This window comes from Salinimonas iocasae, from assembly GCF_006228385.1.
GTDB lineage: Bacteria > Pseudomonadota > Gammaproteobacteria > Enterobacterales > Alteromonadaceae > Alteromonas > Alteromonas iocasae.
Map to the genome: position 1 here is coordinate 984,212 of NZ_CP039852.1, position 24,892 is coordinate 1,009,103.

The 24,892-nt window shown below is 48.1% G+C and carries 22 protein-coding genes; 14 read left to right on the forward strand and 8 right to left on the reverse strand.

Annotated elements, in window-relative coordinates; translation table 11 throughout:
• Positions 1–2: 2 nt before the first annotated feature.
• Positions 3–368 carry a putative signal transducing protein gene (locus tag FBQ74_RS04295; protein WP_139755493.1) on the forward strand — a complete coding sequence of 122 codons (366 nt, stop codon included), beginning with the start codon at positions 3–5 and terminating at the stop codon, positions 366–368.
• Between the two features lie 2 nt (positions 369–370).
• On the opposite strand, the gene ruvX is transcribed toward FBQ74_RS04295, so the two are convergent.
• The 4 genes from ruvX to FBQ74_RS04315 form a co-directional block, all read right to left on the reverse strand.
• Positions 371–802: a Holliday junction resolvase RuvX gene (gene ruvX, locus FBQ74_RS04300; RefSeq protein WP_139755494.1), complete on the reverse strand. Its 432-nt coding sequence runs from the start codon at positions 800–802 to the stop codon at positions 371–373.
• The gene (locus FBQ74_RS04305) at positions 795–1,361 is read right to left on the reverse strand and encodes a YqgE/AlgH family protein (protein ID WP_139755495.1); all 567 of its coding nucleotides are present in this window, start codon (positions 1,359–1,361) and stop codon (positions 795–797) included. Before FBQ74_RS04305 ends, ruvX begins: the two co-directional genes overlap by 8 nt.
• A gap of 14 nt (positions 1,362–1,375) precedes the next feature.
• The gene (gene gshB, locus FBQ74_RS04310; protein ID WP_139755496.1) at positions 1,376–2,326 is read right to left on the reverse strand and encodes a glutathione synthase; all 951 of its coding nucleotides are present in this window, start codon (positions 2,324–2,326) and stop codon (positions 1,376–1,378) included.
• An 81-nt stretch (positions 2,327–2,407) separates the two neighbouring features.
• Positions 2,408–3,136 (reverse strand): 16S rRNA (uracil(1498)-N(3))-methyltransferase, encoded by a 729-nt coding sequence (locus FBQ74_RS04315; protein ID WP_139755497.1) that lies wholly within the window; start codon positions 3,134–3,136, stop codon positions 2,408–2,410.
• 725 nt (positions 3,137–3,861) lie between these two features.
• Here FBQ74_RS04315 and FBQ74_RS04325 point away from each other — a divergent pair.
• Complete coding sequence (locus FBQ74_RS04325) at positions 3,862–4,761, forward strand: mechanosensitive ion channel family protein (RefSeq protein WP_139755499.1); 900 nt, start codon at positions 3,862–3,864, stop codon at positions 4,759–4,761.
• A 97-nt stretch (positions 4,762–4,858) separates the two neighbouring features.
• Here FBQ74_RS04325 and FBQ74_RS04330 read toward each other — a convergent pair whose 3' ends face one another.
• Entirely contained in the window at positions 4,859–5,659 is an 801-nt protein-coding gene (locus tag FBQ74_RS04330) for a M48 family metallopeptidase (protein ID WP_139755500.1), read from the reverse strand.
• A 395-nt stretch (positions 5,660–6,054) separates the two neighbouring features.
• Between FBQ74_RS04330 and FBQ74_RS04335 the strand changes: the two genes are divergently transcribed.
• From FBQ74_RS04335 to prsR, 3 genes are read left to right on the forward strand one after another with little or no spacing between them, the layout of a single operon-like run.
• Positions 6,055–7,179, forward strand: a complete 1,125-nt coding sequence (locus FBQ74_RS04335) for a beta-ketoacyl-ACP synthase III (protein WP_139755501.1) — start codon at positions 6,055–6,057, stop codon at positions 7,177–7,179.
• A 37-nt stretch (positions 7,180–7,216) separates the two neighbouring features.
• Positions 7,217–9,241: an XrtA/PEP-CTERM system histidine kinase PrsK gene (gene prsK / locus FBQ74_RS04340; RefSeq protein ID WP_139755502.1), complete on the forward strand. Its 2,025-nt coding sequence runs from the start codon at positions 7,217–7,219 to the stop codon at positions 9,239–9,241.
• Between the two features lie 33 nt (positions 9,242–9,274).
• Positions 9,275–10,636: a PEP-CTERM-box response regulator transcription factor gene (gene prsR, locus FBQ74_RS04345; protein ID WP_139755503.1), complete on the forward strand. Its 1,362-nt coding sequence runs from the start codon at positions 9,275–9,277 to the stop codon at positions 10,634–10,636.
• A 45-nt stretch (positions 10,637–10,681) separates the two neighbouring features.
• Here the strand turns inward: prsR and FBQ74_RS04350 are convergent, their stop codons facing one another.
• Positions 10,682–12,751, reverse strand: a complete 2,070-nt coding sequence (locus FBQ74_RS04350) for a tetratricopeptide repeat-containing diguanylate cyclase (RefSeq protein WP_168190600.1) — start codon at positions 12,749–12,751, stop codon at positions 10,682–10,684.
• A 253-nt stretch (positions 12,752–13,004) separates the two neighbouring features.
• Positions 13,005–13,169 (reverse strand): hypothetical protein, encoded by a 165-nt coding sequence (locus FBQ74_RS18910; protein ID WP_168190601.1) that lies wholly within the window; start codon positions 13,167–13,169, stop codon positions 13,005–13,007.
• A 267-nt stretch (positions 13,170–13,436) separates the two neighbouring features.
• Here FBQ74_RS18910 and FBQ74_RS04355 point away from each other — a divergent pair, with 267 nt between their 5' ends.
• Complete coding sequence (locus FBQ74_RS04355; protein ID WP_232371972.1) at positions 13,437–14,615, forward strand: alpha/beta hydrolase; 1,179 nt, start codon at positions 13,437–13,439, stop codon at positions 14,613–14,615.
• 61 nt (positions 14,616–14,676) lie between these two features.
• Here the strand turns inward: FBQ74_RS04355 and FBQ74_RS04360 are convergent, their stop codons facing one another.
• Positions 14,677–15,882, reverse strand: a complete 1,206-nt coding sequence (locus tag FBQ74_RS04360; protein WP_139755505.1) for a dipeptidase — start codon at positions 15,880–15,882, stop codon at positions 14,677–14,679.
• Between the two features lie 415 nt (positions 15,883–16,297).
• Here FBQ74_RS04360 and FBQ74_RS04365 point away from each other — a divergent pair, with 415 nt between their 5' ends.
• The 8 genes from FBQ74_RS04365 to mraY all read left to right on the forward strand — a co-directional run bounded on the left by FBQ74_RS04365 (position 16,298) and on the right by mraY (position 24,889).
• Positions 16,298–17,065, forward strand: a complete 768-nt coding sequence (locus FBQ74_RS04365; protein ID WP_139755506.1) for a SapC family protein — start codon at positions 16,298–16,300, stop codon at positions 17,063–17,065.
• Positions 17,066–17,399: 334 nt separating this feature from the next.
• Positions 17,400–17,858, forward strand: coding sequence for a division/cell wall cluster transcriptional repressor MraZ (gene mraZ, locus FBQ74_RS04370; RefSeq protein ID WP_139755507.1), 459 nt, complete (start codon positions 17,400–17,402; stop codon positions 17,856–17,858).
• Positions 17,855–18,790, forward strand: coding sequence for a 16S rRNA (cytosine(1402)-N(4))-methyltransferase RsmH (gene rsmH, locus FBQ74_RS04375; RefSeq protein WP_139755508.1), 936 nt, complete (start codon positions 17,855–17,857; stop codon positions 18,788–18,790). The genes mraZ and rsmH overlap by 4 nt, the downstream gene beginning before the upstream one ends.
• On the forward strand, positions 18,787–19,122 hold the full coding sequence (ftsL, locus tag FBQ74_RS04380) for a cell division protein FtsL (RefSeq protein WP_139755509.1): 336 nt from the start codon (positions 18,787–18,789) through the stop codon (positions 19,120–19,122). Before rsmH ends, ftsL begins: the two co-directional genes overlap by 4 nt.
• Positions 19,119–20,894: a peptidoglycan D,D-transpeptidase FtsI family protein gene (locus FBQ74_RS04385; RefSeq protein WP_139755510.1), complete on the forward strand. Its 1,776-nt coding sequence runs from the start codon at positions 19,119–19,121 to the stop codon at positions 20,892–20,894. The genes ftsL and FBQ74_RS04385 overlap by 4 nt, the downstream gene beginning before the upstream one ends.
• Entirely contained in the window at positions 20,884–22,413 is a 1,530-nt protein-coding gene (locus FBQ74_RS04390) for a UDP-N-acetylmuramoyl-L-alanyl-D-glutamate--2,6-diaminopimelate ligase (RefSeq protein ID WP_139755511.1), read from the forward strand. Before FBQ74_RS04385 ends, FBQ74_RS04390 begins: the two co-directional genes overlap by 11 nt.
• The gene (locus FBQ74_RS04395; RefSeq protein ID WP_139755512.1) at positions 22,410–23,813 is read left to right on the forward strand and encodes a UDP-N-acetylmuramoyl-tripeptide--D-alanyl-D-alanine ligase; all 1,404 of its coding nucleotides are present in this window, start codon (positions 22,410–22,412) and stop codon (positions 23,811–23,813) included. Before FBQ74_RS04390 ends, FBQ74_RS04395 begins: the two co-directional genes overlap by 4 nt.
• Positions 23,807–24,889, forward strand: coding sequence for a phospho-N-acetylmuramoyl-pentapeptide-transferase (mraY, locus tag FBQ74_RS04400; protein ID WP_139755513.1), 1,083 nt, complete (start codon positions 23,807–23,809; stop codon positions 24,887–24,889). The genes FBQ74_RS04395 and mraY overlap by 7 nt, the downstream gene beginning before the upstream one ends.
• Positions 24,890–24,892: the final 3 nt, after the last annotated feature.

Sequence of the window (24,892 nt, forward strand, 5' to 3'; positions counted from 1 at the left end):
TCATGGAAAAGTTATTCGGAAGTGATGACCAGTTTCTTATACAGCGTCTGCGAAGTGAGCTGGAGGAAGCTGGCATTCCTTATCTGATGAAAAACGAATACGTTGCCGGGGCAGTGGGAGAGCTGCCGTGGCAGGATATTCAGCAGGAAGTGTGGTTGGTGGATGAAAGCTGGAGCCACCGGGCAAGTAAAGTCGTAGAGAGTCTGAGTAATAACGGCAAATGCTTTTGTGAAAACTCGGACTGGCAATGTGACCAGTGCCAGGAGCTTAACGAAGGTGCTTTTGCGATTTGCTGGCAGTGCCAGGCGCCCAAACCCGAGCCCTGTGAGCACTATCTGGCAGCCAAAGCTGCCGGTGAGAAAGATTAACACTACTGGTATTGATTTTCAGCCCAGCTGGTGAATATGACACACGCCGATACGCTGTCTATTTTCTCCTTGGTCAGTTTCTTGTAGCCACCAAGCTCGAACAACATAGCTTTGGCATCAGCAGTAGATAAGCGCTCGTCCCAGGTTTCTACCGGCCGGCGGAATCGACCATGCAAACGATTCGCAAACTTTTTAGCCCGCTGAGTGACATCCTGCTCTGTACCATCCATATTCAATGGCAGCCCCACTACGACAAGGTCAGGCTCCCACTGAGTGTAAAGACTTTCAACCCGCTCCCAGTCCGGAATGCCATCTCGGGCTTTTAGCGCTGGCAGCGGCGAAGCCGTAGCGGTTATTTCCTGTCCCACCGCGACACCAATGCTTTTTGTACCGAAATCAAAGGCCAGCACCGTGCGCTGGCCGGCGTCACGCATGGCCAACTCCGGGAGTTAGTTGCCACACATCAATGCCCAGCTTATTGACCGCTGCCTGCCACTTTTCGTGAATAGGCAGGTTAAACAGGATATCTGTGTCCGCCTCTATAGTAAGCCACGCATTCTCCTGCAATTCTTTTTCAAGCTGACCGGCAGACCATCCGGCATAACCCAGCGCGATGACCGACTTATCCGGCCCGGCATTTGTGCCTATAGCTGTTAGAATATCCTTGGATGTTGTAACGACAATATTATCTGCCAGCGTCAGGCTTGAGCCCCATTGCCCCTGGTCAGAATGAAGGACAAAACCGCGCTCCTGACTCACCGGACCGCCGGCAAGGATGATTTGCTCACGCTTGTCTTCAGTGACCTCGATCTCTTTGTCCGTTTGTTCAAGAAGCTGTTTGAGCGTCATCGTAGAGGGTTGATTGATAACAATGCCCATCGCGCCCTCATCGTTGTGTTCACAAATATAGGTAAGCGATCGTTCAAAATACGGGTCATCAAGCGAAGGCATCGCAATGAGAAGATGATTTTGTAAACTCTTAAGCTCTGTCATAAATTGACTCTCTGTTATTGCTTAAGACGACGCTCAATGGCATCAAACAGCATCGCCATAATATTGATATCAAAACTGGCTTCTATTTCTCTTACGCAGGTGGGGCTGGTTACGTTTATTTCAGTGACCTTGTCACCGATAACATCCAGACCAACAAACATCAGCCCGTGAGATTTGACCACCGGCGCAATTTTTTCTGCAACTTCCTTATCGCGCTCACTAAGTGGTTGCGGACGACCGGTGCCTCCGGCAGCAAGGTTGCCACGGGTTTCACCTTTACCCGGCAGGCGTGCCAGCGCATAGGGAACCACTTCACCATCAACAATAAGAATGCGCTTATCGCCATCGGCAATCTCGGGTAAGTACTGTTGTGCCATCATGTAACGCTGACCTTTATTGGTCAGAGTCTCAATAACGACCCCTAAGTTATTGCCATCGTCTTTAATTCTGAAGATCGAGGTACCGCCCATACCATCCAAAGGTTTGCAGATGATGTCTTTGTGCTTAGCGTGAAAGGCTTTGATACGTTCGCTGTCACTGCTTACAAGCGTGTCAGGTATAAGTTCGCTGAACCAGGCCGTGAAAAGCTTTTCATTATAATCGCGTAGCGCTTGCGGGTTATTTACAACCAGCGCGCCATCTTTTTCTGCCAGTGATAAAATTTGAGTAGCATATAGAAATTCACTGTCGAAAGGCGGATCTTTTCGCATTAGAAGCACGTCAATATCGCCAAGTGCTATCAACCGGGGTTCTTCCATTGAGAAGAAGTCTTCAGCCGTATCCTGCACAGATATGCGGCTTACTTTGCCCATCGGTTTGCCGTTATCCAGATACAAACTACTCATTTCCAGATAGAAAAGGGTGGCGCCTCGGCGCTGGGCCTCAAGCATCATGGCAAAACTGGTATCTTTATGTGGTTTAATCTGGGTAATGGGATCCATTACCACACCGACGGAATAGCTCATGGCTGTCTCTACTTAATTATTCAATGAACGGAATATGGCGTCCGCGCTCACTTTTTCAAGTTCACAGGGATACCCGTGAAATCACATATCGCCGTGGATACCCTGCAACAAACTTATACTGGCAATAGCGGCAGTTTCAGTGCGTAGTATTCTTGGCCCCATGTTGACCGCGCTGTAACCACATTCCTGTGCCTGGTGTACCTCCTGTTCGCTCAATCCGCCCTCGGGGCCAATCAGCAGACGGTATCCCTGAGTGATATAAGGGGTTTTACTAAAGCCACCTGTAGCAACAGGGCTTAGAACCAGGCGGTGCTGCTGGGTGGATGCTGACAAAAACTGGCTGAGATTCTGTACCGGGTGCAGTACAGGTAATCGGTTTCGTCCGCTTTGCTCGCAAGCGCCAATGATAACTTTATGCCATTGAGCAAATTTTTTCTCCCAGCGCTTTTGGTCCAGCTTCACTGTGCAGCGTTCGGTAATAACGGGTGTGATTTCCGTTACACCAAGCTCAACACTTTTCTGTAGCACCGTTTCCATGCGGTCACCTTTGGAAATACCCTGAGCCAGATGAACAGGCAATGCAGATTCAGTAGACAGTGACAGGCAAGCATCAACTTCGACCATCACCTCTTTTCTCGAAACGCTGATAATCTGCCCGCTGTACTCATTGCCATCGCCATTGAACAAAACAACTGGCTGGTTAGCTTTCATTCTCAGCACTGTACTGGCGTGGTGAGCTGCCTCATCAGATAAAGCAAATTCTTGGTCCAGGGGTACATTCTCAGGATGGTAAAAGCGGGGAATTCGCATAATTCTCAATATTATATAAAAAGTAGGCCCATAATAACGAGGAAGGCCCGGCAGAAGCAATGCTTGCCGGGCCTTTCATCAAAGCAAATATGCTGTCAGTAACAAGAGAACTAATTAGTTAACAGATACTGCCTTTGAAGCCGTTTTTTTAGGCAATGTAACTATATTCTGAGGTATGTTCTGAGAGTTAGCCTGCGCAGCATGACGCCTTGCATGAACGGTATTTTCGCCTTTGTCCGCTGTTAGAGCATAAATCAGCAAAAGGGATACAATGACAAAAAGCACTGTAAGAAATAACATTGTAATAATCCTTTCTTTTCGTTGAACAACGAATTTTCCAAACTGAAAACGTGATCGAATCCCACTTCGAAAACCTGTTTGGATATCTCAATTACCCGGACAGCGCATTCCTTGACTCGGGGAATTGAGAAGACTAATTATAGAAAAACCAGCCGCTATATACCAGTAATTACCACAGTGGGGGTGTCAGTTTTTACGTTCTGTTTAAAAATCAGCGTGTTGCAGCATGACAGGGCAACCGCGTTTTATATATACGGTGCGAGTGCGTCCTAAGTGCAATATTAGGCGAGAAAATTCACAGTCTGTCGACAGACAAAATAATACCCGTGTATAAATCTTAGTTAATCATTAACATAACTCATTGCCAGGACACTACCTTCCTTGCTAGATTATTCTTAGTTATCACTATTTTTAGGGAACACTGTATGGAAGAAAATCTAAAGCTGTTTACCGCAGATGACATCGAAATGTATGTCAACGATTATGCCATTCCATGGGCGATCAACATCGCCATGGCGATTATCATTTATCTGGTTGGTCGCCTGGTAGTAAGCATTGTGATGTCGATGTTTCGCCGGGTTATGGCGAAATCCAAATATGATGAGATGCTGATTAATTTCATCGAGTCTATTTTAGGCGCCATTCTGATGCTCTTTGTCATCGTCGCGTCTTTAAACGAATTAGGTGTCGATACGACATCCCTGGTTGCCATCGTGGGTGCCGCAGGCCTGGCTATCGGTCTCTCGCTGCAGGATTCGTTGAAAAACTTCGCCGCGGGTGTCATGTTGTTGGTTTTCAAACCCTTTAAATCGGGTAACTTCGTAGAAGCTGCAGGGACCACGGGTATCGTGCAGAAAATCGGGATATTTCATACCACGATGACGTCGTTGGATAACAAAGAAATCACCATCCCCAATGCGAATATTTATGATGACAATATCACCAATTACTCAGCCAAGGAAACGCGCCGTGCTGATATGGTTTTTGGTATTGGTTACGATGACGATTTGCGTAAAGCCAAGCGTATTCTTGAAGAAATGCTGGCAGAAGATGAACGTGTCCTTGAGGACCCCGCGCCGGCTGTCGGTGTGATGGAGTTGGGTGACAGTAGTGTTAACTTTACTGTTCGTCCCTGGGTTAACGCATCCGATTTGCTGGTATTTAAATGGGAATTTACTGAAAATGTGAAACTACGGTTTGACGAGGAAGGTATCTCCATCCCTTATCCACAAATGGATGTGCATTTTTTCAAAGAAGCAGATAACACGCAGGAAAAACCTGCAGCTTCTTCAGCCAACTCGCAAGGCTCATCACCTGGGGCGTAATGACTAAGAAGAGCCCGGGGTGTAGTAATGAAGAAAAGTCCGGGCGTATTTATAAAAAAACACCGCTGCATTGCGGTGTTTTTTTATTCTGGGTGGTTTATCGACGGCAAGCAGGCCGGTTGGAAGTTTGCTCATAAGTATCAAGAGCCTGTGACATATTCGCCTGCAAGTTTTCAATACGCGTTTGCGGCGCAGGGTGAGTTGACATCAGCTCCGGAGGACGTTGCCCGCCACTGGCCGCTTCCATGTTCTTCCATAGCTCAACGGACTGACGCGGATTAAATCCAGCTTTAGCCATTAACTGCAAACCGATAAGATCGGCTTCTGACTCGTGTGCACGACTGTAAGGCAGTTGTACTCCTACCTGAACACCCAAACCGATGGCCGCCATAATCGGCCCTGATTGCGGTACTTCGTTGGCAGCCAAAATCTGGCCCATTGCCTGTGTGCCTACGTTAATCAGTGCACCTTGTGACATACGCTCGTTGCCGTGCTCAGCGATAACATGGCCGATTTCATGGCCAATCACCGCAGCCAGCTGGTCCTGGTTTTTGGCCACTTCCATCAGCCCGGTATAAACGCCGATTTTGCCTCCCGGCAGCGCAAATGCATTGACCTGATCCTCATCAAACACAACCACTTCCCACTGCCCGTTATAAATCGACTTCGGCACGAAAGGGGTGAGGCTGTCAGCAATACATTCCACATACTGGTTTTTCACCGGCTGGCGGGAAACACTCTGCTTTTGTTTCATATCCGTAAATGCCTGCTCACCCATTTGAGCAAGCTGGTCAGAAGAAAACAGTAAAACCTGGTTACGGCCTGTAGGAGATGTAGCACACGCTACAACAGCCAGAGAAAGCGCAGCAACCAGTATCGACTTTACCCGTCCTGACATAAATGTTTCCTTAAATTTGTTAGATTTTTCAATTGGTTCAAAGAAGAGTTTACTGTGAGGTATGTATCGACACCAGCCTTAATCACAGCAACAATATCTATTCCTGCAACCTTATATGTCTGACAATGGCTCTCAGTTTACTTCTGGTCGCGTACAGTTTCTGAAGTAAGGGCTTCTTTTATGGTTTTACGCAGTGATACTTATGAATACTTTGTTTCATGACATTTTTGTCACAACGCGCTAAGCTAGAGCCATAACAGGTATCAGCGTTCTCAGCGCAGCCTCAGTACTGTTAAGACTCATAAAAAACAGAGGCTGAGGAGCGAATGAATCAGGTATTCATCACATTGTCCTATGCGTTAAAAGCTGAGCCATCAACAGTATAAGAGATTAAAATGGCAGAACAAATTGTTGTAAGTGGTGTAGGGGTCTGGAATCCGGAATTTACCATCACCAACGAAGAACTGGTAGATAGTTATAATGCCTGGGCGAATGCGTATAACGACGCGCATGAAGCTCAAATCGAGACCGGTGAGCTAACCGCGAAACCACTTTCCAGTGCTGAATTTATAGAAAAAGCGTCGGGTATAAAGCAGCGATACATCTATCAGAAAGACGGTGCGCTGGATATTGACAGAATGCGGCCAAATATTCCTGAGCGCGATGAGAGTACATTGAGTGATCAGGCGCAAATTGCTGTGGCAGCCGCCAGAAAAGCGCTGGCTGAAGCCAATAAATCGGCTGACGATGTGGACGCTGTCATTGTCTCATGTGCGTACACACAACGCGCTTACCCTGCCATCGCCATCGAGGTGCAGCAGGAACTCGGTATAAAGGGGTTTGGTTTTGATATGCTGGTAGCGTGTTCTGCCGCTACATTTGGTATGCATCGGGCTTACGAAATGATCGCATCGGGTAATGCCGGTTGTGTACTGGTGATTAACCCGGAACTGGTTTCTCCTCAAATTAATTATACCGACCGCGATAGCCATTTTATCTTCGGCGACGTAGCCACCGCGACGGTACTGGAAAATGCCGAATCCGCTTCTGCTGAACATGTGTACGAGGTGCTTAGTACGAAGGCGCTGACGAAGTACTCAAGCAATATTCGTTCGAATTTCGGTTATATGTCTCGTGCCAACGATGTCGACCCTTACGGTCCGGATAAATTGTTTCATCAGGCCGGACGCAAAGTATTTAAAGAGGTTTGCCCGTTAGCGGCAGAACACATTGAACAACATCTGGCGAAGCATCAGCTGACACCTGAAAATGTGCAGCGCTGGTGGCTGCATCAGGCAAACATCAATATGAATACGCTTATATGCAAGCGTTTGCTGGGCCGTGAAGCCACAGCCGAAGAAGCGCCGATTGTGCTGGATGAATACGCAAACACCGCATCAGCGGGCTCTGTTATTGCGTTTGGCTTAAATCATAAAGATCTGAAAACCGGCGATTACGGTGTACTGTGTTCATTTGGTGCTGGTTATTCTATTGGCAGCCTGGTACTGAAAAAACGTTAATTCACCTTAAATTATTACAATAATAATAGGGATGTAGATGATTGCGGATATCGGTTATGGCATGAATGCGTTGGGCTACCTGACGCTTCTGTTGTTGTTATTTACGGTTCGTAAATCAGGGTTGGCGAAGTATCTGTTAATTCTGGCCTCTATGGTGACATTTGGCTGGTCACTGGGTTTTGTAACCGTATTATTTGGTCCTCTCAGTATGCCGCACTTACTTAACGCAGATGCGTTTAAAATGCTGGTGTGGTTACTTTTCCTGGCCAGTTGTTTGCGAAAGGACTTCACCAGCCTCTGGCGAGTGCTCAGCCGTCCGGTCACCGCAGTTATACTGACCCCTCCTATCTTAACGCTGGTATTACCGCAATTATTACCGGTGGCCCCTTCCACCCATTTCTTGTTGATGACAATTTTATCGCTGGAAGTGCTGGTGCTGCTAGAGGTGTTATACCGTCAGGCTGGTAAAGACAGATGGGCATACAAGCCGCTGGTTATTTACCTTGGTGCTATTCACCTGTTTGAATTTTTCACCTACATGAATGCCACAATGGTCAATCAGGTGGGCTTGGGCTACATCGCTGCTCGCGGATATGTTTATTTAATGCTACTGCCGCTATTGGTGATGGCTATCCGGCGTATTAAGCACTGGGGTGTGGATATTTTCATCTCCAGACAGGTAGTGTTGCATAGCTCGATGCTGGTGGTCGCAGGTGTCTTCTTATCTGTGGTTGCTTTAGCAGGTTACGCGGTAAATTATTTTGGTGGCAGTTGGGGCGCTACCATTCAGATTCTGTTTTTTGCGTTATCGCTGACCATGCTTGGTGCAGTGATTATGTCCAACAGTCTGCGTAACAGAGCCAAGGTGTTTATCGCTAAGCACTTTTTCGCCAACCAGTTCGATTACCGGGTGGAGTGGGTCAAACTGACTAAAGCGCTCACCTCTGAGACTGATGGCATTAACGATGTGTACAACAATGCACTAATTGGGACCTGCGAGGCGGTCAATTACGAAAACGGCGTGATGGTCAAAGTGGTCGGTAGCAACGTGGAAGAAGTCGCCCGCCGTGGTCATGCTGTTCTTAGTGCTGATGATAAAGTCATTCTCAGACATCTTATACCGTTTTGCGCGACAACTAACTGGCTAATTGATTTGCAGGAGTATCAGGTAAACCCATTTAACTACGAAGGATTGCACGTTGACAGAAGCGTAGTGGCGAACAGTCAATTCCATCTTGTAGTGCCATTTTTTGAACAGGAAAAAATCTGGGGCTTTGCACTTCTGAGCTCAACCGATGATAAAGTAAATCTTAACTGGGAAGTCAGGGATTATTTGCATGCTGTCAGCGAACAGGTAACAACCTACATTTTGCATAGTGAGGCAGCCAAGGCTGTGGCTGAGAATGCGCAATTTGCCGCATTCAGCCGCATGTCAGCGTTTGTATTACACGATTTAAAAAACGTGATGGCGCAAATCGATTTGATACTCTGTAACGCAGAGCAACACAAAAATAACCCCGAATTTATTGACGACACGTTTGAAACGCTGCATTACACCAAAGCGAGAATGGATAAGATGCTGCGTGAGCTTAACGAGAAAAAAGTGAATGAAAAGGGCCTGGATTCAGCGCAAACCCTTTCTATTATCATTGCGCAGGTTATCGATGCAAGATGCCAGTCAGTGCAGCCTGTGCCGCAACTGAGCGTGGAAGAAGAGTCGCAGGTCATTGTCGACGCGGACAAGTTCGCGAACGTGATTTATCATCTGCTTAGTAATGCCCAACAAGCCACTGATGATGACGGCCGGGTGACAGTATGTTTATGTCTCGACCATAGTGAACACAAGCAATTGGTGAAAATCAGTGACACCGGTTGTGGCATGGACGAACAATTTATCGCAGAACGTTTATTTAAACCTTTTGATACAACAAAAGGTAACGCAGGGATGGGGATTGGCGCTTACGACGCTAAGCAGTATATGGCTTCTCTGGGTGGTCGACTGACAGTGGAAAGCCAGGTTGGAAAAGGAAGCTGTTTCACACTGGAATTCCCGCTGGATTAACCCGGATAACGAATAAAATAATAAGGTAAGTAAATGACCGATACGATACTGGTTGTAGATGATGATCTTGGTATTCAGAAGCAACTCAAATGGAGTTTTACAGATTACAATGTAGTGTTTGCCGATGATCGGACTTCTGCTATCGCGCAGTTACGTCGCCATGAGCCTAAGGTAGTAACACTGGATTTAGGTTTGCCACCGGATCCGGCAAATGCCTCTGAAGGGTTAAAGACTTTAGAGGAAATTATTGCACTGGCACCCCGTACCAAAGTAATTGTGGTAACAGGCAACAACGATAAAGAGAATGCACTGAAAGCCATTGAGCTGGGTGCCTATGATTTTTATCAGAAGCCTATTGATTCTGACACGATAAAGCTTTTGGTCAATCGTGCGCAAAACCTGGCCAAGCTTGAAGATGAAAACCGAATCCTGGCTAAAACACGCCCGGGTATGGGCAGAATCATCGGTAACAGTGATGCTATTCAGGCTGTCGTCAGACGCGCGGAAAAAATAGCTAATACCGATATCAGCACGTTATTGCAGGGCGAAAGCGGTACGGGCAAAGAAGTATTTGCCCGCAGTATCCATGATCATAGTCCAAGAAAAGATAAGCCATTTGTGGCAATCAACTGTGCCTCCATTCCTGAAAACCTGCTGGAGAGTGAGCTCTTTGGTTACGAAAAAGGTGCCTTTACCGGTGCCAACAAAACTACGCTGGGCAAGATAGAGACAGCACAGGGCGGAACCTTATTTCTCGACGAAATCGGCGATATGCCACTGGGCTTGCAGGCAAAGATGCTGCGTTTTCTACAAGAGCGTGTTATTGAACGTGTCGGTGGGCGTAATGAGATACCTGTAGATATCCGGGTGGTGTGCGCGACGCACCGTGATTTGCAAAATATGGTGGCAGAAGAAACATTCCGGGAAGATTTATATTACCGTATCGGTGAAATTCCTATCATGATCCCACCGTTAAGAGACCGTGACCAGGATATCATCTTGCTGGCCCGTACCTTTTTGAATCAGTACCGTGAAGAGTTTAACGCTAAGGCTAAAAGCTTCAGCGATGGCGCTATCAACGCGATGCTTGCACATCGCTGGCCAGGCAACATACGGGAATTGCAGAATAAGCTGAAGTCAGCGGTGATTATGGCTGAAGGCAGTTTGGTTCATGCTGAGGATTTAGGACTAATGGAGCCGGCGCAGGGCGCTGAACCTGAAACACTTAATCTGCGCGAAGTGCGGGAAATGGCTGAAAGCAGGGCAATTCGTCGTGCGTATCAGACTGCGGACAAGAATATGTCCAAAACCGCAGAGCTGCTTGGCGTGACCCGGCCGACACTTTATTCTCTGATAGATAAATATCATCTTGAAGATGTGAAAACCGGCGCCTGATGTCACAATGTAAATAAGAGAAGAACCCCGCTGATGCGGGGTTTTTTATTCGTAGGGCCAGGTGATAGAAGCGGTATTGTTCAGCGATGTTGCTATGTTTACTGAGGTTAACTTATAGCGTCCTGCCAGCGGGTTAGCCGGTGCTGAAACCGGCTTGTCGCTAATAGTGGCTTCCAGAAGTCCCACCCAGCAATCCCGACCGGAAAGCTTTGCCGCGTACAGGCAGTCATCCATAATAGAAAAAGCCTGTTCCCACTGCATTTTAAAAGGTTGCTGAGTGTCCAGCGGGAAAGCGCAAAAGCCGATACTGCAGGTGGCAGAAATTTTGGCGCCGTCCTCCAGCTCAAAGACATGGTCCTTTACCGCCTGTCTGAACCGTTCAATCAGTGAGGCCATCTTGGTCCGGCATGACTGACGACAAATAATTAAAAATTCCTCGCCGCCCCAACGGATTTGCAAGTCCGTATCACGAAATACGTCGCTGATTATTTGAGTAAACTGAACCAGGAAGCGGTCGCCACTCAGGTGGCCGTGTTCATCGTTAATTGCTTTGAAGTTGTCAATATCAATGAGATAGCACAATAAATCCGACTGGCCTTCATCAGCTTCAGCGTGCGTGTCGGTATAAGCAAACTGTGCGCGCTTAAGCTCACCGGGCAAACGTGACTTAAGGTAATAGCGGTTGTAAAGTCCGGTCAACGGATCGCGCAAACTGGCGTCTTCTAATGTTTTATAAGCATCTTTCAGCTGTTTGTTTTTTTGCTCAAGCTCTGCGGTGCGGGCTTTCACTTCTCGCTTAAGCAACAGGTTCTGCCTGCGATGGTTGTAGCGGCTATAGAGAAGAAACAGAAACATCAGCAGTGAAACCAGCGAACCGAGGATCAGCATGTTGCGAAGATTGCGCTGTTCTGCACGGGCCAGTTCAATGGCTTTATCACGCTTTAATGTATCAATCGATTCTGCCTGTCGCTCGACCTGTAGCTGAGCACTTTGCTGTAGCAGGGGCTGTATACGGGCCTCGTCGACCAGAGACGTAGTGAGCTTCTGACTTTTCTCCTGGGCCTGATAAGCCCAGCGGTATTTCTTCATTTGGAAAAGCAAATCTGCTTTTTCCCGTAAGAACTCGGCCTGTACACCTATCTGCCCATACTTTTGGGCCAACTCCTGACCTTGTCTGATATGTGTCAGTGCCTCTTCATGCTCATCAGTTATACGCATTGCCTGCGCGTGGACCAGATGAAGTTCAAGCTGGAGCGGAACAATATCCCGCTCAAGGGCAAAGTTCATTGCCTCGGAGATTGCTTTCATACCGTCGTTGATATTTCTCTCTATAACGGCTGTAAGCCCGAGCAGACTATGGGTAAGGTGCATTTCGGCTGACGCGTTCATGCCGGCGAATACACTCAGTGCATTGGCAAACCAGCCCTTAGCCTCAGGGTAGTTTTCCTGTCTGAGCATCAGTTTGCCCTGGCTGATGTACGCCTCGCCAAGAAAGAATGAATTAGGTAGCTGCTTCAGGGTTTCTACCGCATCATTTAAATACTGGCGCGCCATCTGGTACTGCTCAAGCTGCATATAGGCATTGCCAACAAAATACAACGCCCTGCCTACCACAGCAGGCTCCTGGCTGACCGGCTCTTCTCTGAGCACATGCTGAAGAAGCGCCAGAGCAGGTTCATAGCGGCCCTGACTAATCAGAATGCCACTGACAATCACCTTTTGTTCTGCCTGACCTGATGGGTTCTGCAATACCTGGTAGCTGTTCAGGGCTTGGTAAGCGTATTCCAGTGCTTCTGAAAATTCACAGCGCGCACGGTGTAAACGGGCTAGCTCGGAGTAAACAGACGCAGCCGGTGCCTGATTCTCCAGGCTGCTGAAAAGCTCCAGAGATTGCTCGAATGCATGAAGAGATTCATCATAGGCGCTTTGTAAACGTGAAAAGCGACCCTTATAAAAATAAGCGGCAGCTAATGCCTCGGTGGGGGCCTGTCCGGAAAACTGGTCAATCAACCCATTTAGTTTCGTGCTCGCTTCCAGGGGTTTGCCATTTTGGAACTGGGATACGACAGGATCTATCTGGCCGCACTCGCTACTGCTACACGTTAAAGGTAACATTGCTGTTGCTTGGTTCACCTGAGTAAGTATCAGGCAAATACTGGCTAGTATACAGCGCGTCGCGTTCATCCGGCCTTAAAGTTTTTGGTGTATGGCAGGCTTTAGCTCATATTATAAGCTTTGAATATACCATTCAATCACTTATTGTTCACCGCTGCCACCCATATGCGATCAAAAGATTATCTTGTACGTTAAATTAATGATGTTATTGCTTGAGTGCTAAGTACGACTGAATTTGGTCGCACGAACATTGTTATGGCTTATCTGGAGGAGGGCCGGTGAGACTATCCCGGGATGCCGGATGTGACAGCGTGAATCGGGTCGTGACATAAAAGTGGGCAACGTCTGAAAATGCTACTACTGAGCTTTTGCTCTTTTCTGCTGACGGCACGACTCGTTTGAGACTGTTCAGACCCATGCTCTTTCCTCTCTGCTATGAGTGATTAATGCAACTTCCTTACGGCGAACGTCAGGTGCATCATTACTCAGCAAAATGCTTTTCACTTTCACTTCGCGTTATCCACGGTTTTTATATCAACGATACTATCGTTAACTAAAAACAGGTTGGTCAGTAAACGTCCATAGTCAGCCTATCGGATTTTATAAGCAATTCACGCATGGCGAGCGATAGCTGAATATTATTTCTTATACCTGTCATCAGGGTAACTGGGGAAAGTGCCAAATCGTGATAAGCTTCGTATATGTACCGCACCGTCGTATTACTGAGGAAACTCTGTTGAATTGCCGTAATCTTTTATCCGTTATCCTGCTGCTATTTTCTCCGGCGGTATTTGCTAGTGACATAATTGGAAACCTGAAGGCTTTCAGTCAGCTATATAAGAACGAACTGGGCAATGTAAAACCTTGTGCCAACACGCGACTACAGCGTTATGCAGTATGTGCTAACGCGCTTAGAAATGATGGGAATGGTCCGTTCATTTTGCACCATGGCGAACCTACCCAAAATGTCGCGGTACTTTTTCACGGGCTCAGTGATTCACCGTATTTTATGCGTGCTATAGCCGCTAATCTTCATGCAAATGGATTTACTGTTATCGTGCCGCTTTTGCCCGGACATGGTTTACGGGATGCTGATGAGGATATGGAAGATCGGCAGCTTGCGGAGCGCTGGCAACGTCATGTAGATGACATCATGGTACTGGCAGATAAATTTGGTAATGATAAGTTCATAGGCGGTTTTTCAACCGGTGGTGCTTTGGCGGTGGATCAGTATCTGGACGACCCTGAGGGAATAAGCGGAATTATGCTGTTTTCAGGGGCGCTGGCATTAACTGATAACGCCGAATCTATGTGGAAAATATGGGGAATCAAAACTATTGCGAGCTGGATTGATGGAGAGTACGAAACCCATGGCCCGAATCCCTATAAATACCCCTCTGTTGCTGGTTTTGCCGGTTTGGAATTGATGGATATCATCGATAGTATTCGTAACCGTCTGGAAGCGGGGAAACGTATTGAAGTGCCGCTTTTTGTAGCGCACTCTCAGGCCGACGGTACCACACCCATTACAGGCGTGCGCTCACTGCTTGCCAATTCTGAAGCCACCAACACATTTTTTGAAATCGATGAGGGCTACGATCTGTGCCACGCTGATCTGCCGCTTAACACCAAGTTAGTGGCAGATATGCATTTTAAAACCAGCATGGTTAATCCAAATGAGCGGTGTGCAGTGCCAAAGGCAAACCCGTTATACCGTCAGATGATGTTCATGCTTAACGCATTTATAGATGCCAATACGCAAAAAGGTGCGACTCAGTATGATGTAAACCGACCTGCGCCAATCGAATTACCCAAGCCGCCACCGGGTCTGAAGCAGGGAAACTCGCTAAATGGCAATTTTTAGATAATAAAACGCCCACTATATGTGGGCGTCTAAACGTCTATTATAAGCGAGTCAAACGCTGTTAGTTCTTGTCGGCAGCGTAGCTTTCAACTTCAGACCAGACGCGCAGGAAATTCTCACCCAGCAGTTTCACGATATCTTCATCGCTATAACCACGGTTCAGCAATCCCTGCACCAGGTTCGGATACGCGGCCACATCTTTTAAATCAGTAGGCAGTGAATCGCCCACACCATCAAAATCTGAACCAATGCCAACATGATCAATGCCAATTAACTCAACCACATGATCGATATGGTCTAAAACTTCATCTAACGATGAGTAAGGGTAGAGGTTTTCTTCACGATACTGTTTTTCGAATTCATCAATATCGGCCTTGGTGTTTTCCTTTTTACGCAAAAAAGCGTTGGTTGCTTTGGCCAGGCCATCTCGCCACTGGCGCGCCTCTTTGCTGACAAAGCCTGAACCAAAGTTAATCATCACTATCCCGCCGTTCTCGCCTAGCTTTGTGAGCATGTCGTCACTCATGTTTCGCTCGAAACCCGGCGTGAAACTTCGTAATGATGAATGCGAGGCAATAACCGGGACCTTGGTTTGTGCAATAACCTGATGAAATGCGTCATCAGAAACATGAGATATATCAATCAGCATCCCAATATCGTTCATCGCCGTAACCAGCTTCTTGCCAAAAGGGCTCAGGCCTTTCCACTGACGACGTAAGTCGTAGGAAGAATCACTGATATGATTGGACTGTGAATGCGCAAGGGTAATGTAGCGAATACCGCGCTGATAAAAATGTTCCAGATTGGCCATGTCCCCCTGAATCGGTGAACCATTCTCCATTCCCATGGGCAGGGAAATCAGCCCTTTTTCAAACTGCTGTCGTACGTCTTCAACACTGGTAGCGATAGCGAACTTATCCGGCGCGCGGTAGACCATCGCCTGGACCAGATCGATAAGTTGGTGAGCAAGCTGTGTAGACTCCGGGGAGTTGTCAAGTGAAGCTGGCACATACACGGACATAAATGGTGCATTGAGTCCGCCTTTGCGCGCACGCGGATAATCAAAATCGCCGCCGTCTGTGGCGCGGGTTACATCAACCCATGTGTCATGAACGCGGTAGGGGACATCAATGTGACCATCGACAATAATATTCTTCTGAGCCAGTTTATTGGCCTTATCGGATACCTCAATAGCGTGGACACAGGAAGCCGAGACCCCCAGCGCCAGCGTAACGGCCGCTTTCACAACACGGTGCCTAAAAAACATAACAGTTCCTTTTTTATTGTAATAAGTTACGGGCGCAACCCGCCGGTGAATTCAAGCAGATTTTATATTGCCACGGTGCCGCTATGTTTCCAACAATTGGATAGCAACGCGGCATGCGCGGACCTCTTTACTGAAAAAGTTGTGTGAATTGCTTGTCATAAAAAGTTAAAACTTGATATGGTTCTGTCGCGTGACTTACGCCCGTAAATACGGGATACTGACCGCCTCTGTCTGTTTCATGCCCGTTTCAGGCACCTGTCAGGGCAGGGCGATTGTTGAAGTAAATAATGTGGTAATTATCCTATCTGAATAATACGTCGAAAAACGTTCAGGCGCAGACATGTATATGTGCACCGTGGTCATCACGTGGGCGAACGCAAATAATTACCACCCTTAACTGTTACGAGAAAAGATTATGGCGATTAACTATATCCCGCTAGATAAAGAAAAACATAAAAATACGAAATTAGCGGTGAATAACACCTTTGCTTTTGCAAAGAATACTCACCTGGCCGCAGCATCTATCAAAGAGTATGCGCAGCTGGCTTCTACCATGCCTATCGTGTTTATCAGAGATCCAAAGTCAGAGCGCTTCCATTCTGTTGCGATGCTGGGTATGGAGCAGGGTCAGAACCTGTTTCTGGCAACCGACCGCTGGAAAGGTCCGCACGTTCCAATGAATGTGATGCGTTATCCTTTTGATGTTCGTCCGGAAGGCGACAAGCTGGGTATCTACATCGACGAAAATGCAGAAATGTTGGGTGACGAAGGTCAGCCGTTATTTACTGAAGCAGGCGAACCGTCTGACTTTTTGAAAAATCGTCAGGAGTTCCTGGGTGAGCTGGCTAACAGCGAAATGATGACCCAGCGCTTCATTAAGCAGGTAACAGAACTAGACCTGCTTGAAGAAGTTCAGATTCGTCTGCAGTATCAGAATAACCAGCAACGCAACGTGACTGGCATGCTGAGCATCAATGAGAAGAAGCTACTGGAGTTGCCTGAAGAGAAGGTACTTGAGCTTCACAAAGCCGGTTTCCTGGGTGCGATGTACGCAATGATGCTTTCATTGGGTCAGCTTAACCGTCTGGTAGAGCTTTCCAAAGATACTGACAACCCAATTCAAAGCATGCAGATGAGCGCTGTTAAGAAAGAAGAAGCGCAAGAAGAAGCTACTGCACAATAATCTTCATTTATGATGTTAAAAACGGGCCGCAATGGCCCGTTTTTTTATTTATTTAAATTTTTTTGCATTTATTTTTTCCCCACCTTTTCAAAACTGTACTTTTTTTAACCTTATTTTCAATGGCTTTAGTCATTTACTGTATATAAAAACAGTTTAATCCCAGAGCGGACGCGGCCTCTGGCTCAGTTTTTTGCTTGACAGTGGGAACGTTCCCTACCTAAACTGTCAATCAGTGGGTAAAAGTGGCAAATTGTGGATCAAGAGAGAATGGATTTGCAGAACGGCACTCGATAAAACAAGAAAAACACAGCAAAAAATAAAAAAGGCTAGGGGAATGTTCCGCGGCGCTAATGCAATCAATCTGGACGCAAAGGGAAGGTTGGCTATACCAACAAAATACCGTCAACCTTTACTGGATGATTGTAACGGACAGCTAGTCTGCACCATAGATACACAACAAAGTTGTTTGCTGCTTTACCCACTTCCCGAATGGGAAGAAATTGAGCTTAAACTCAGCAAGTTTTCAAGTATGGTCCCCGCTGAACGTCGTATGCAGCGCTTACTGCTAGGCTATGCCACAGAAGGCGATATGGACAAAAGCGGGCGATTTCTTCTTTCTTCACCTCTACGCCAACACGCTAAACTCAATAAAGAAGTGATGTTAGTCGGGCAGCTTAATAAGTTTGAGATATGGGATGCCGATATCTGGGCGGCTCAGGTTGATGCTGATATGCACACTGAACGCGAAGGTAGTTTTGAGCTGACTGAACGTTTACAGGATTTCTCTTTATGACCAGCGAACTGGCTCACATTTCAGTCTTACTCAATGAATGCATCGAAGGGTTGGCGATTGACCCTGACGGTATTTATGTTGACGCAACCTTTGGCCGCGGTGGTCACTCTGCAAAAATTCTGGAGCAGTTGTCCGCTAATGGGCGTCTTATTGCTTTTGACCGGGATCCGCAGGCAATTAAAGCAGCCGAGCGGTTTGCTGACGATAAACGCTTTACCATCATCCATGAGCCATTTTCAGAAATGGAGAACCAGTTAACTGAAATGGGGCTGGCCGGGCATATCAATGGTGTTCTCATGGATCTCGGTGTATCTTCACCGCAATTAGATGACGCCAGTCGTGGGTTCAGCTTTTTGCGCGATGGTCCGCTGGATATGCGTATGGATACCTCTCGGGGCATGAGTGCAGCAGAGTGGCTTAACACGGCAGAAGAGCAGGATATCGCCCAGGTTATTAAAGAGTTTGGTGAAGAGAAGTTTGGTAAACGCATTGCACATGCCATCGTGAACCGTCGTCAGTCTGCGCCATTAAGTCGCACCGCGGAGCTGGCTGAACTCATTGATGAAGCGGTGCCGGTAAAAGATAAATATAAACATCCTGCTACACGCGCTTTTCAGGGGATTCGGATTTACATCAATGCCGAGCTTGACCAGCTTCGGGTTGGTTTAAAATGCGCGGTTGCGGTGTTAGGTGCGAAAGGGCGTTTAGCGGTAATTTCATTCCATTCGCTTGAAGACCGTCTCGTCAAACGCTTTATAAAAGACCAAAGCAAAGGAAAAGCAGTCCCGCATAATCTGCCGGTCACGCAGGCAGAAATTGATGCTGATAAAGTGCTCAGGCCAATCGGCAAAGCAATAAAACCGTCAGATGAAGAGATAAAACAGAACGTACGCTCACGCAGTTCGGTACTCAGGGTGGCAGAAAAGCTATGAGTTCTGAACGGCAGGACGCCCCTGAAGGTCAGCTGCATCTGGCCTACCTACTGCTCGCTGAATTAACCCGCAATAAACTGCGGGTTTTGTTGTATTTAATGGTTATCGCTTCGGCATTTGCCGTGATCCTTTCCAGTCATCATAACCGGCAGCAGAATATTGCCCTGGAAAAACTGATGCAGGAGCGCGATGAGCTTGATGTGCAGTGGCGTAACCTGGTGTTAGAGCAACGTGCGTTAACTGAACACAACCGTATTGAAGCAATGGTTGAAAAGCAGCTTGATATGCATCGTCCGGGCGCTAAAGAAGAAGTGGTGGTAAGAATTAAATGAGTCGCCAGATAAACACATCAAAAAAACGCAGTCGCGGTGCTCGTCAGAATGTTAAACCGAGTATGGTTCACTGGCGGTTTTTAACCGTTATGGGGGCGGTGGCGCTAGTATTTGTGGCCATTGCAGTACGCGCCGCATATATCCAGGTTATTTCGCCAGATAACCTGATAGAGCAGGGCGACAGCCGTACCTTGCGTACCCGCAACATGCCAACATACCGGGGCTTAATCAATGATCGTAATGGTGTTGAGCTTGCCGTAAGTGTGCCGGTTCGCGCTATTTATGCCGATCCAAAAATCGTCCACGAACAAAATGGGTTGTCAAAAACCCGCAGGTGGGAAGCACTGGCAGATGTGCTGGGCCGGGATGTCGAAACGCTCAGGAAAAAAGTGAGCAACCCCAGCCGACGGTTTGTTTATCTTCAGCGTCAGGTATCCCCCGCAATGGCAGATTATGTCAGTCAACTGGATATACCGGGCATTTATCTGCGTCGCGAAAGTCGCCGTTATTACCCGAACGGTGAGGTTACCGCTCAGCTTATCGGTATTACCAATGTTGATGATACCGGCATTGAAGGTCTGGAGCGTTTATATAACGACTGGCTAACCGGCACCCCCGGTTCCAAAATTATCCGGCGTGATGCCAAAGGTCGTCAGGTAGAGATTCTGGAAACCAAAGACGGCGAAGCCGCCGGTAACCTGACATTGACTATTGACCAGCGTATTCAGGCCCTGGCTTATCGTGAAATTAAAGAAGCAATGCTTTACTACCAGGCCACCTCCGCATCGGCAATGGTGCTTGATGTGGATACCGGTGAAATTCTGGCGATGGTCAATGCGCCATCTTTTAACCCTAATGATCGCTCAGATGTTTCACCACGGCGCATGCGTAACCGGGTGTTAACGGACGCATTTGAGCCGGGTTCATCCATGAAGCCACTTGCGGTGCTCTCTGCCCTGGAATTTGGCAATGTGGATATCGGCGATACGGTGGACACGCATCCTGGTTGGATGCGTCTGGGTGGCAGTCTGGTTAAAGATCATCGCAACTATGGCGAACTGACGTTAGAAGAAATTATTCAGCATTCCAGTAATATGGGCACCTCTCGCCTGGCGCTGGGCGTGCCTAAAAACTTCCTCCTGGATACTTACTATAATATGGGTCTGATGACCGATACCGGTACCAACATGCCCGGCGAGAGCAACGGGATATTCCACGAACGTAGTCGCTGGTCTGAGTTTGAACTGGCCACGCTGTCATTTGGCTATGGTATTTCGGTAACAACCGCTCAAATTGCCCGTATGTACGCCACTATTGCAAATGGTGGTACCAAGTATCCACTTAGCATTGTCAAAAGCCCTAAATCTAAGGGGTGGAAACCGCAGGCCGAGCGTGTGGTAAGTGAACGAAATGCTCAGGCGGTACGAAACATGCTGGAAAGCGTGGTGCAACGCGGCGGAACGGCTGTTAAAGCAGCCATTCCCGGCTACCGCGTTGGCGGCAAAACAGGTACCAGCCGAAAAGCCGTTGCCGGAGGCTATGGCGAAGAATACGTTAATATCTTTGCCGGCATCGCGCCACTGAGTGACCCTAAGCTGGTAACGGTAGTTTTAATCAATGAGCCTGGCGGTGATCTTTACCATGCCGGTGATACAGCTGCACCGACGTTCTCAGCCATTATGGGTGGAGCGCTGCAGCTTCTGAATATCCCGCCGGACGATAAGCAGGTCACATCGACACAGTGGCTTAGCGGAGATCAGCATGGCAGCTAATACCTTTACCCAAAGTATTCGTCCGTTATTGGCGAAATTTGGCATTGAAGCGCCAGATATCAGAATTAATGGCCTGACGCTTGATAGTCGTCAGGTCTCCAGAGATTTAGCATTTGTAGCGGTGCAGGGACACAACCTGGACGGCCGCGACTTTATTCCGCAGGCTATCAGTCTCGGTGCGCGGGTCATTATGACGCAAACTGACGACAGTGAGGCGCATGGTGCACTGGAAATGCGTGGCGGTACTGTCATTGTTCACCTGTATGACCTTCCGGTTATGTTGTCATCGCTGGCCGCTGCATTTTTCGATTATCCTGCAACCAAGCTTGAGACCGTTGCCGTTACCGGAACAAACGGTAAAACGTCGGTGGTTCAGTTACTTAGTCAGCTGAAATCGTTGCTAGACAGTCGTAGTGCTGCTATCGGTACACTGGGTAGCGGCGTTTATGAAGGCACGACGACTCGCTGGATACCTTCGCCGGCAGACAACACTACGCCCGATGCCATATATATGCAGCATATTCTGGCAGACTTTGTGCTTCAGAAAGTCCGTCAGGTGGCATTCGAAGCCTCCTCGCACGCCATCGTGCAAGGGCGGCTGAGCCAGGTAAAAACAGACTTTGCAGTATTTACAAATTTGTCTCGTGACCATCTGGATTATCACCAGACGATGGAAAACTATGCTGCGGCAAAGCGAGGCTTGCTCAGACAGCCCGGTTTGCGAGCGGTCGTACTCAATGCTGACGACAGAGAACACAAAAACTGGTGTGATGCCGCTCAGCCCGGCACAGAGGTTGTGCTGACCGCAGTAGGGCACAATTCTCCACTTTTATCAGAACATCGCCATTGTTTAGCCACAAATGTGCAATACCATCAGTCAGGGGTACAGTTCAGGCTGGAAAGCAGCTGGGGCACAACCGTTGTGCATGCGCCGTTACTCGGCGAATTTAATGTCAGAAACCTGCTTAGTGCAATGGCTATCCTGTTTGTCCAGGGTGAACGGTTTGATGATGTTGTACGGGTATTGCCAATGGCCACGCCGGTCAGCGGCAGAATGGAAGTCTTTTCATTCCCTCGACATGCCAACATTGTGGTGGATTACGCGCATACGCCAGATGCTCTTGACCAGGTGCTGAGCAGTGCCAGAGCACATACCGATGGTGAGTTGTGGTGCATCTTCGGGTGTGGCGGAGACCGCGATAAAGGTAAGCGCCCCCTGATGGGAGAGGTTGCTGAGCACAAAGCTGACTATGTGGTAATTACCACCGATAACAGTCGCTCAGAGAACCCTGCAAACATAGCCGATGATATTAAAGCCGGACTCACACAACCGGCATCAGCGGTGTTTGAGCCTGATCGGGAAGCCGCAATAAGATATTGCCTGGCGCATGCTAAGCCTGACGACTTAATTATCGTGGCCGGTAAAGGGCACGAAAACTATCAGATTATTGATCAGAAAAAAATTGATTATAACGAGCGGGCGGTTATAGCGCGCCTGCAGGAGGAGTACAGCAAATGATAATAACAACGCTGTCCTGGATTGCCGAAAAAGTACAGGGTCGCCTGCAGGGCCAGGACCTGGAAATTGGCGGGGTAAGTACAGATACACGCACATTGTCAGAGGGCGATTTGTTCATTGCCCTGACGGGGCCTAATTTCAATGGCCACACATTTTTACCACAGGCTATTGAAAAAGGTGCCAGCGCCATTATCGCCAGTGAACCGGTTGAAGCATCTGTGCCTGTTATTTATGTAGAGGATACCAGACGAGCACTCGGTGCCCTGGGAAGTGCAGTCAAGCAAAGTGTTGACGTTAAAACGGTGGCGATTACCGGTAGCAGCGGCAAAACAACGGTTAAAGAGATGACATCCGCCATACTGTCGCGCCGCGGCAATGTATTGGCCACGGCAGGCAACTTTAACAATGACATTGGCGTGCCTCTTACGCTGCTGCGGCTTGAGGAGCAACACGATTTTGCGGTAATGGAACTGGGCGCTAACCATCTGGGCGAAATTGCCTATACGACAGATTTGGTAAAGCCGGACGTGGCAACCGTCGTGAATGCGGCAGCCTCTCACCTTGAAGGCTTCGGTAGCTTACTGGGTGTGGCCAGGGCAAAAAGCGAAATTTTTAAGGGGCTGGATCAAGACGGTGTGGCACTGGTCAATGCAGACAGCCAGTTCTCAGAATTCTGGTTGGGTAAATTAAAGCATCAAAAAACGCTGACGTTTTCGCCGGACCAGAAAAACGAGGCAGACTATACCGCAGAAGATATCATTCTCGGCCTGGATGGGTGTGCAGAGTTTCAGATGCATACGCCCCGGGGGCGGGTCAGCATCCAGCTAACCGTGCCGGGTATACATAATGTGGGCAATGCGCTGGTAGCGGCTGCACTGAGTATTCAGGTCGGCGCTTCACTGGACGATGTTCGTGATGGGTTACGTGAGATGAGCCAGGTAAAAGGCCGGCTGAACGTAAAACAGTTGTCTGGTCAGGTTCGCCTGCTGGATGACACCTACAATGCTAATGTGGCGTCTGTGAATGCGGCCATCGACACATTATCAAGCTTTAGTGGCATGAAGGTGCTGGTATTGGGCGATATGGCTGAGCTGGGTGAAAAAGCCCGCTATTATCACGAGCAGGTGGGCGAATATGCCCGCCAAAAAGGCATTGACCACCTGTACTCACTGGGTGTACTCAGCCAACACGCCAGCTCGGTTTATCAGGAACTGGGTCAGCATTTTACGGATGCACAGAGCCTTGTCGCCTCACTTGAGTCGCTATGTGTAAATGAACAGCGCGATATTTCAATTCTGGTGAAAGGCTCGCGCAGTTCAAAGATGGAAAATGTAGTAGAAGCAATCGAGGTATCCCCGCTGGGAAAGCTTGAACGCCGTCGGGAGCGTATGGCATGTTAATTTGGCTGGCTGAGTGGTTAACCCAGTTCGAAACAGGATTTAACGTATTTTCATATCTGACAATGCGGGCAATTCTGAGCACCCTGACGGCGCTGCTTATCGCAATTATCATTGGCCCTAAAATGATTCGCGCGTTACAACGTATGCAAATCGGTCAGACTGTTCGTGATGACGGCCCTGAAAGTCATTTGTCTAAAGCCGGTACGCCAACAATGGGCGGGCTACTTATTTTAGCGGCTATTGTGGCCAGTGTGCTGCTTTGGGCTGACCTGACCAATCGCTATGTCCTGGTTACACTGGCGGTAGTGATTGGGTACGGCATCATTGGTTTTATTGACGATTACCGGAAGGTGATCCGCAAGGATTCCAAAGGGTTGATCGCGCGCTGGAAATACTTCTGGCAGTCTGTCATTGCCCTGGGTGTGGCGCTCTACTTGTACAGCACAGCCAGCACGCCGGCAGAAACCAGTTTGCTGGTACCATTTTTCAAAGATGTATTTCCACAACTGGGCCTGTTATTTATTGCCGTGGTTTACTTTGCGCTGGTGGGGACCAGTAATGCGGTCAACCTTACGGACGGACTAGACGGGCTGGCTATTGTGCCGACCATTCTAGTGGCGGGGGCGCTGGCTATTTTCGCCTATGTCACTGGTAATACAAACTTTGCCTCTTACCTCAATATTCCCTTTATCCCGTTGACCGGAGAACTGGTCATAGTGTGTACGGCAATAGTGGGCGCAGGTCTCGGTTTTCTATGGTTCAACACCTATCCGGCGCAGGTATTTATGGGCGATGTAGGCTCGCTGGCACTGGGCGGTACACTGGGAATTCTGGCTGTGTTAGTTCGCCAGGAAATTGTATTGATCATTATGGGTGGCGTATTTGTCATCGAAACATTATCAGTGATATTGCAGGTTGGCTCCTACAAACTACGAGGCCAGCGCATCTTCAGAATGGCGCCGATACACCACCATTATGAATTAAAAGGCTGGCCTGAACCGCGAGTCATCGTTCGGTTCTGGATCATCTCACTGATACTGGTGCTGGTCGGTTTAGCGACACTGAAACTCAGGTAATAA

What these genes read in the sequence shown, in the direction of transcription:
- FBQ74_RS04295 (WP_139755493.1), top strand. Translation starts at nt 3, where the DNA reads ATGGAAAAGTTATTCGGAAGTGATGACCAGTTTCTTATACAGCGTCTG.
- ruvX (WP_139755494.1), bottom strand. Translation starts at nt 802, where the DNA reads ATGCGTGACGCCGGCCAGCGCACGGTGCTGGCCTTTGATTTCGGTACA.
- FBQ74_RS04305 (WP_139755495.1), bottom strand. Translation starts at nt 1,361, where the DNA reads ATGACAGAGCTTAAGAGTTTACAAAATCATCTTCTCATTGCGATGCCT.
- gshB (WP_139755496.1), bottom strand. Translation starts at nt 2,326, where the DNA reads ATGAGCTATTCCGTCGGTGTGGTAATGGATCCCATTACCCAGATTAAA.
- FBQ74_RS04315 (WP_139755497.1), bottom strand. Translation starts at nt 3,136, where the DNA reads ATGCGAATTCCCCGCTTTTACCATCCTGAGAATGTACCCCTGGACCAA.
- FBQ74_RS04325 (WP_139755499.1), top strand. Translation starts at nt 3,862, where the DNA reads ATGGAAGAAAATCTAAAGCTGTTTACCGCAGATGACATCGAAATGTAT.
- FBQ74_RS04330 (WP_139755500.1), bottom strand. Translation starts at nt 5,659, where the DNA reads ATGTCAGGACGGGTAAAGTCGATACTGGTTGCTGCGCTTTCTCTGGCT.
- FBQ74_RS04335 (WP_139755501.1), top strand. Translation starts at nt 6,055, where the DNA reads ATGGCAGAACAAATTGTTGTAAGTGGTGTAGGGGTCTGGAATCCGGAA.
- prsK (WP_139755502.1), top strand. Translation starts at nt 7,217, where the DNA reads ATGATTGCGGATATCGGTTATGGCATGAATGCGTTGGGCTACCTGACG.
- prsR (WP_139755503.1), top strand. Translation starts at nt 9,275, where the DNA reads ATGACCGATACGATACTGGTTGTAGATGATGATCTTGGTATTCAGAAG.
- FBQ74_RS04350 (WP_168190600.1), bottom strand. Translation starts at nt 12,751, where the DNA reads ATGTTACCTTTAACGTGTAGCAGTAGCGAGTGCGGCCAGATAGATCCT.
- FBQ74_RS18910 (WP_168190601.1), bottom strand. Translation starts at nt 13,169, where the DNA reads ATGGGTCTGAACAGTCTCAAACGAGTCGTGCCGTCAGCAGAAAAGAGC.
- FBQ74_RS04360 (WP_139755505.1), bottom strand. Translation starts at nt 15,882, where the DNA reads ATGTTTTTTAGGCACCGTGTTGTGAAAGCGGCCGTTACGCTGGCGCTG.
- FBQ74_RS04365 (WP_139755506.1), top strand. Translation starts at nt 16,298, where the DNA reads ATGGCGATTAACTATATCCCGCTAGATAAAGAAAAACATAAAAATACG.
- mraZ (WP_139755507.1), top strand. Translation starts at nt 17,400, where the DNA reads ATGTTCCGCGGCGCTAATGCAATCAATCTGGACGCAAAGGGAAGGTTG.
- rsmH (WP_139755508.1), top strand. Translation starts at nt 17,855, where the DNA reads ATGACCAGCGAACTGGCTCACATTTCAGTCTTACTCAATGAATGCATC.
- ftsL (WP_139755509.1), top strand. Translation starts at nt 18,787, where the DNA reads ATGAGTTCTGAACGGCAGGACGCCCCTGAAGGTCAGCTGCATCTGGCC.
- FBQ74_RS04385 (WP_139755510.1), top strand. Translation starts at nt 19,119, where the DNA reads ATGAGTCGCCAGATAAACACATCAAAAAAACGCAGTCGCGGTGCTCGT.
- FBQ74_RS04390 (WP_139755511.1), top strand. Translation starts at nt 20,884, where the DNA reads ATGGCAGCTAATACCTTTACCCAAAGTATTCGTCCGTTATTGGCGAAA.
- FBQ74_RS04395 (WP_139755512.1), top strand. Translation starts at nt 22,410, where the DNA reads ATGATAATAACAACGCTGTCCTGGATTGCCGAAAAAGTACAGGGTCGC.
- mraY (WP_139755513.1), top strand. Translation starts at nt 23,807, where the DNA reads ATGTTAATTTGGCTGGCTGAGTGGTTAACCCAGTTCGAAACAGGATTT.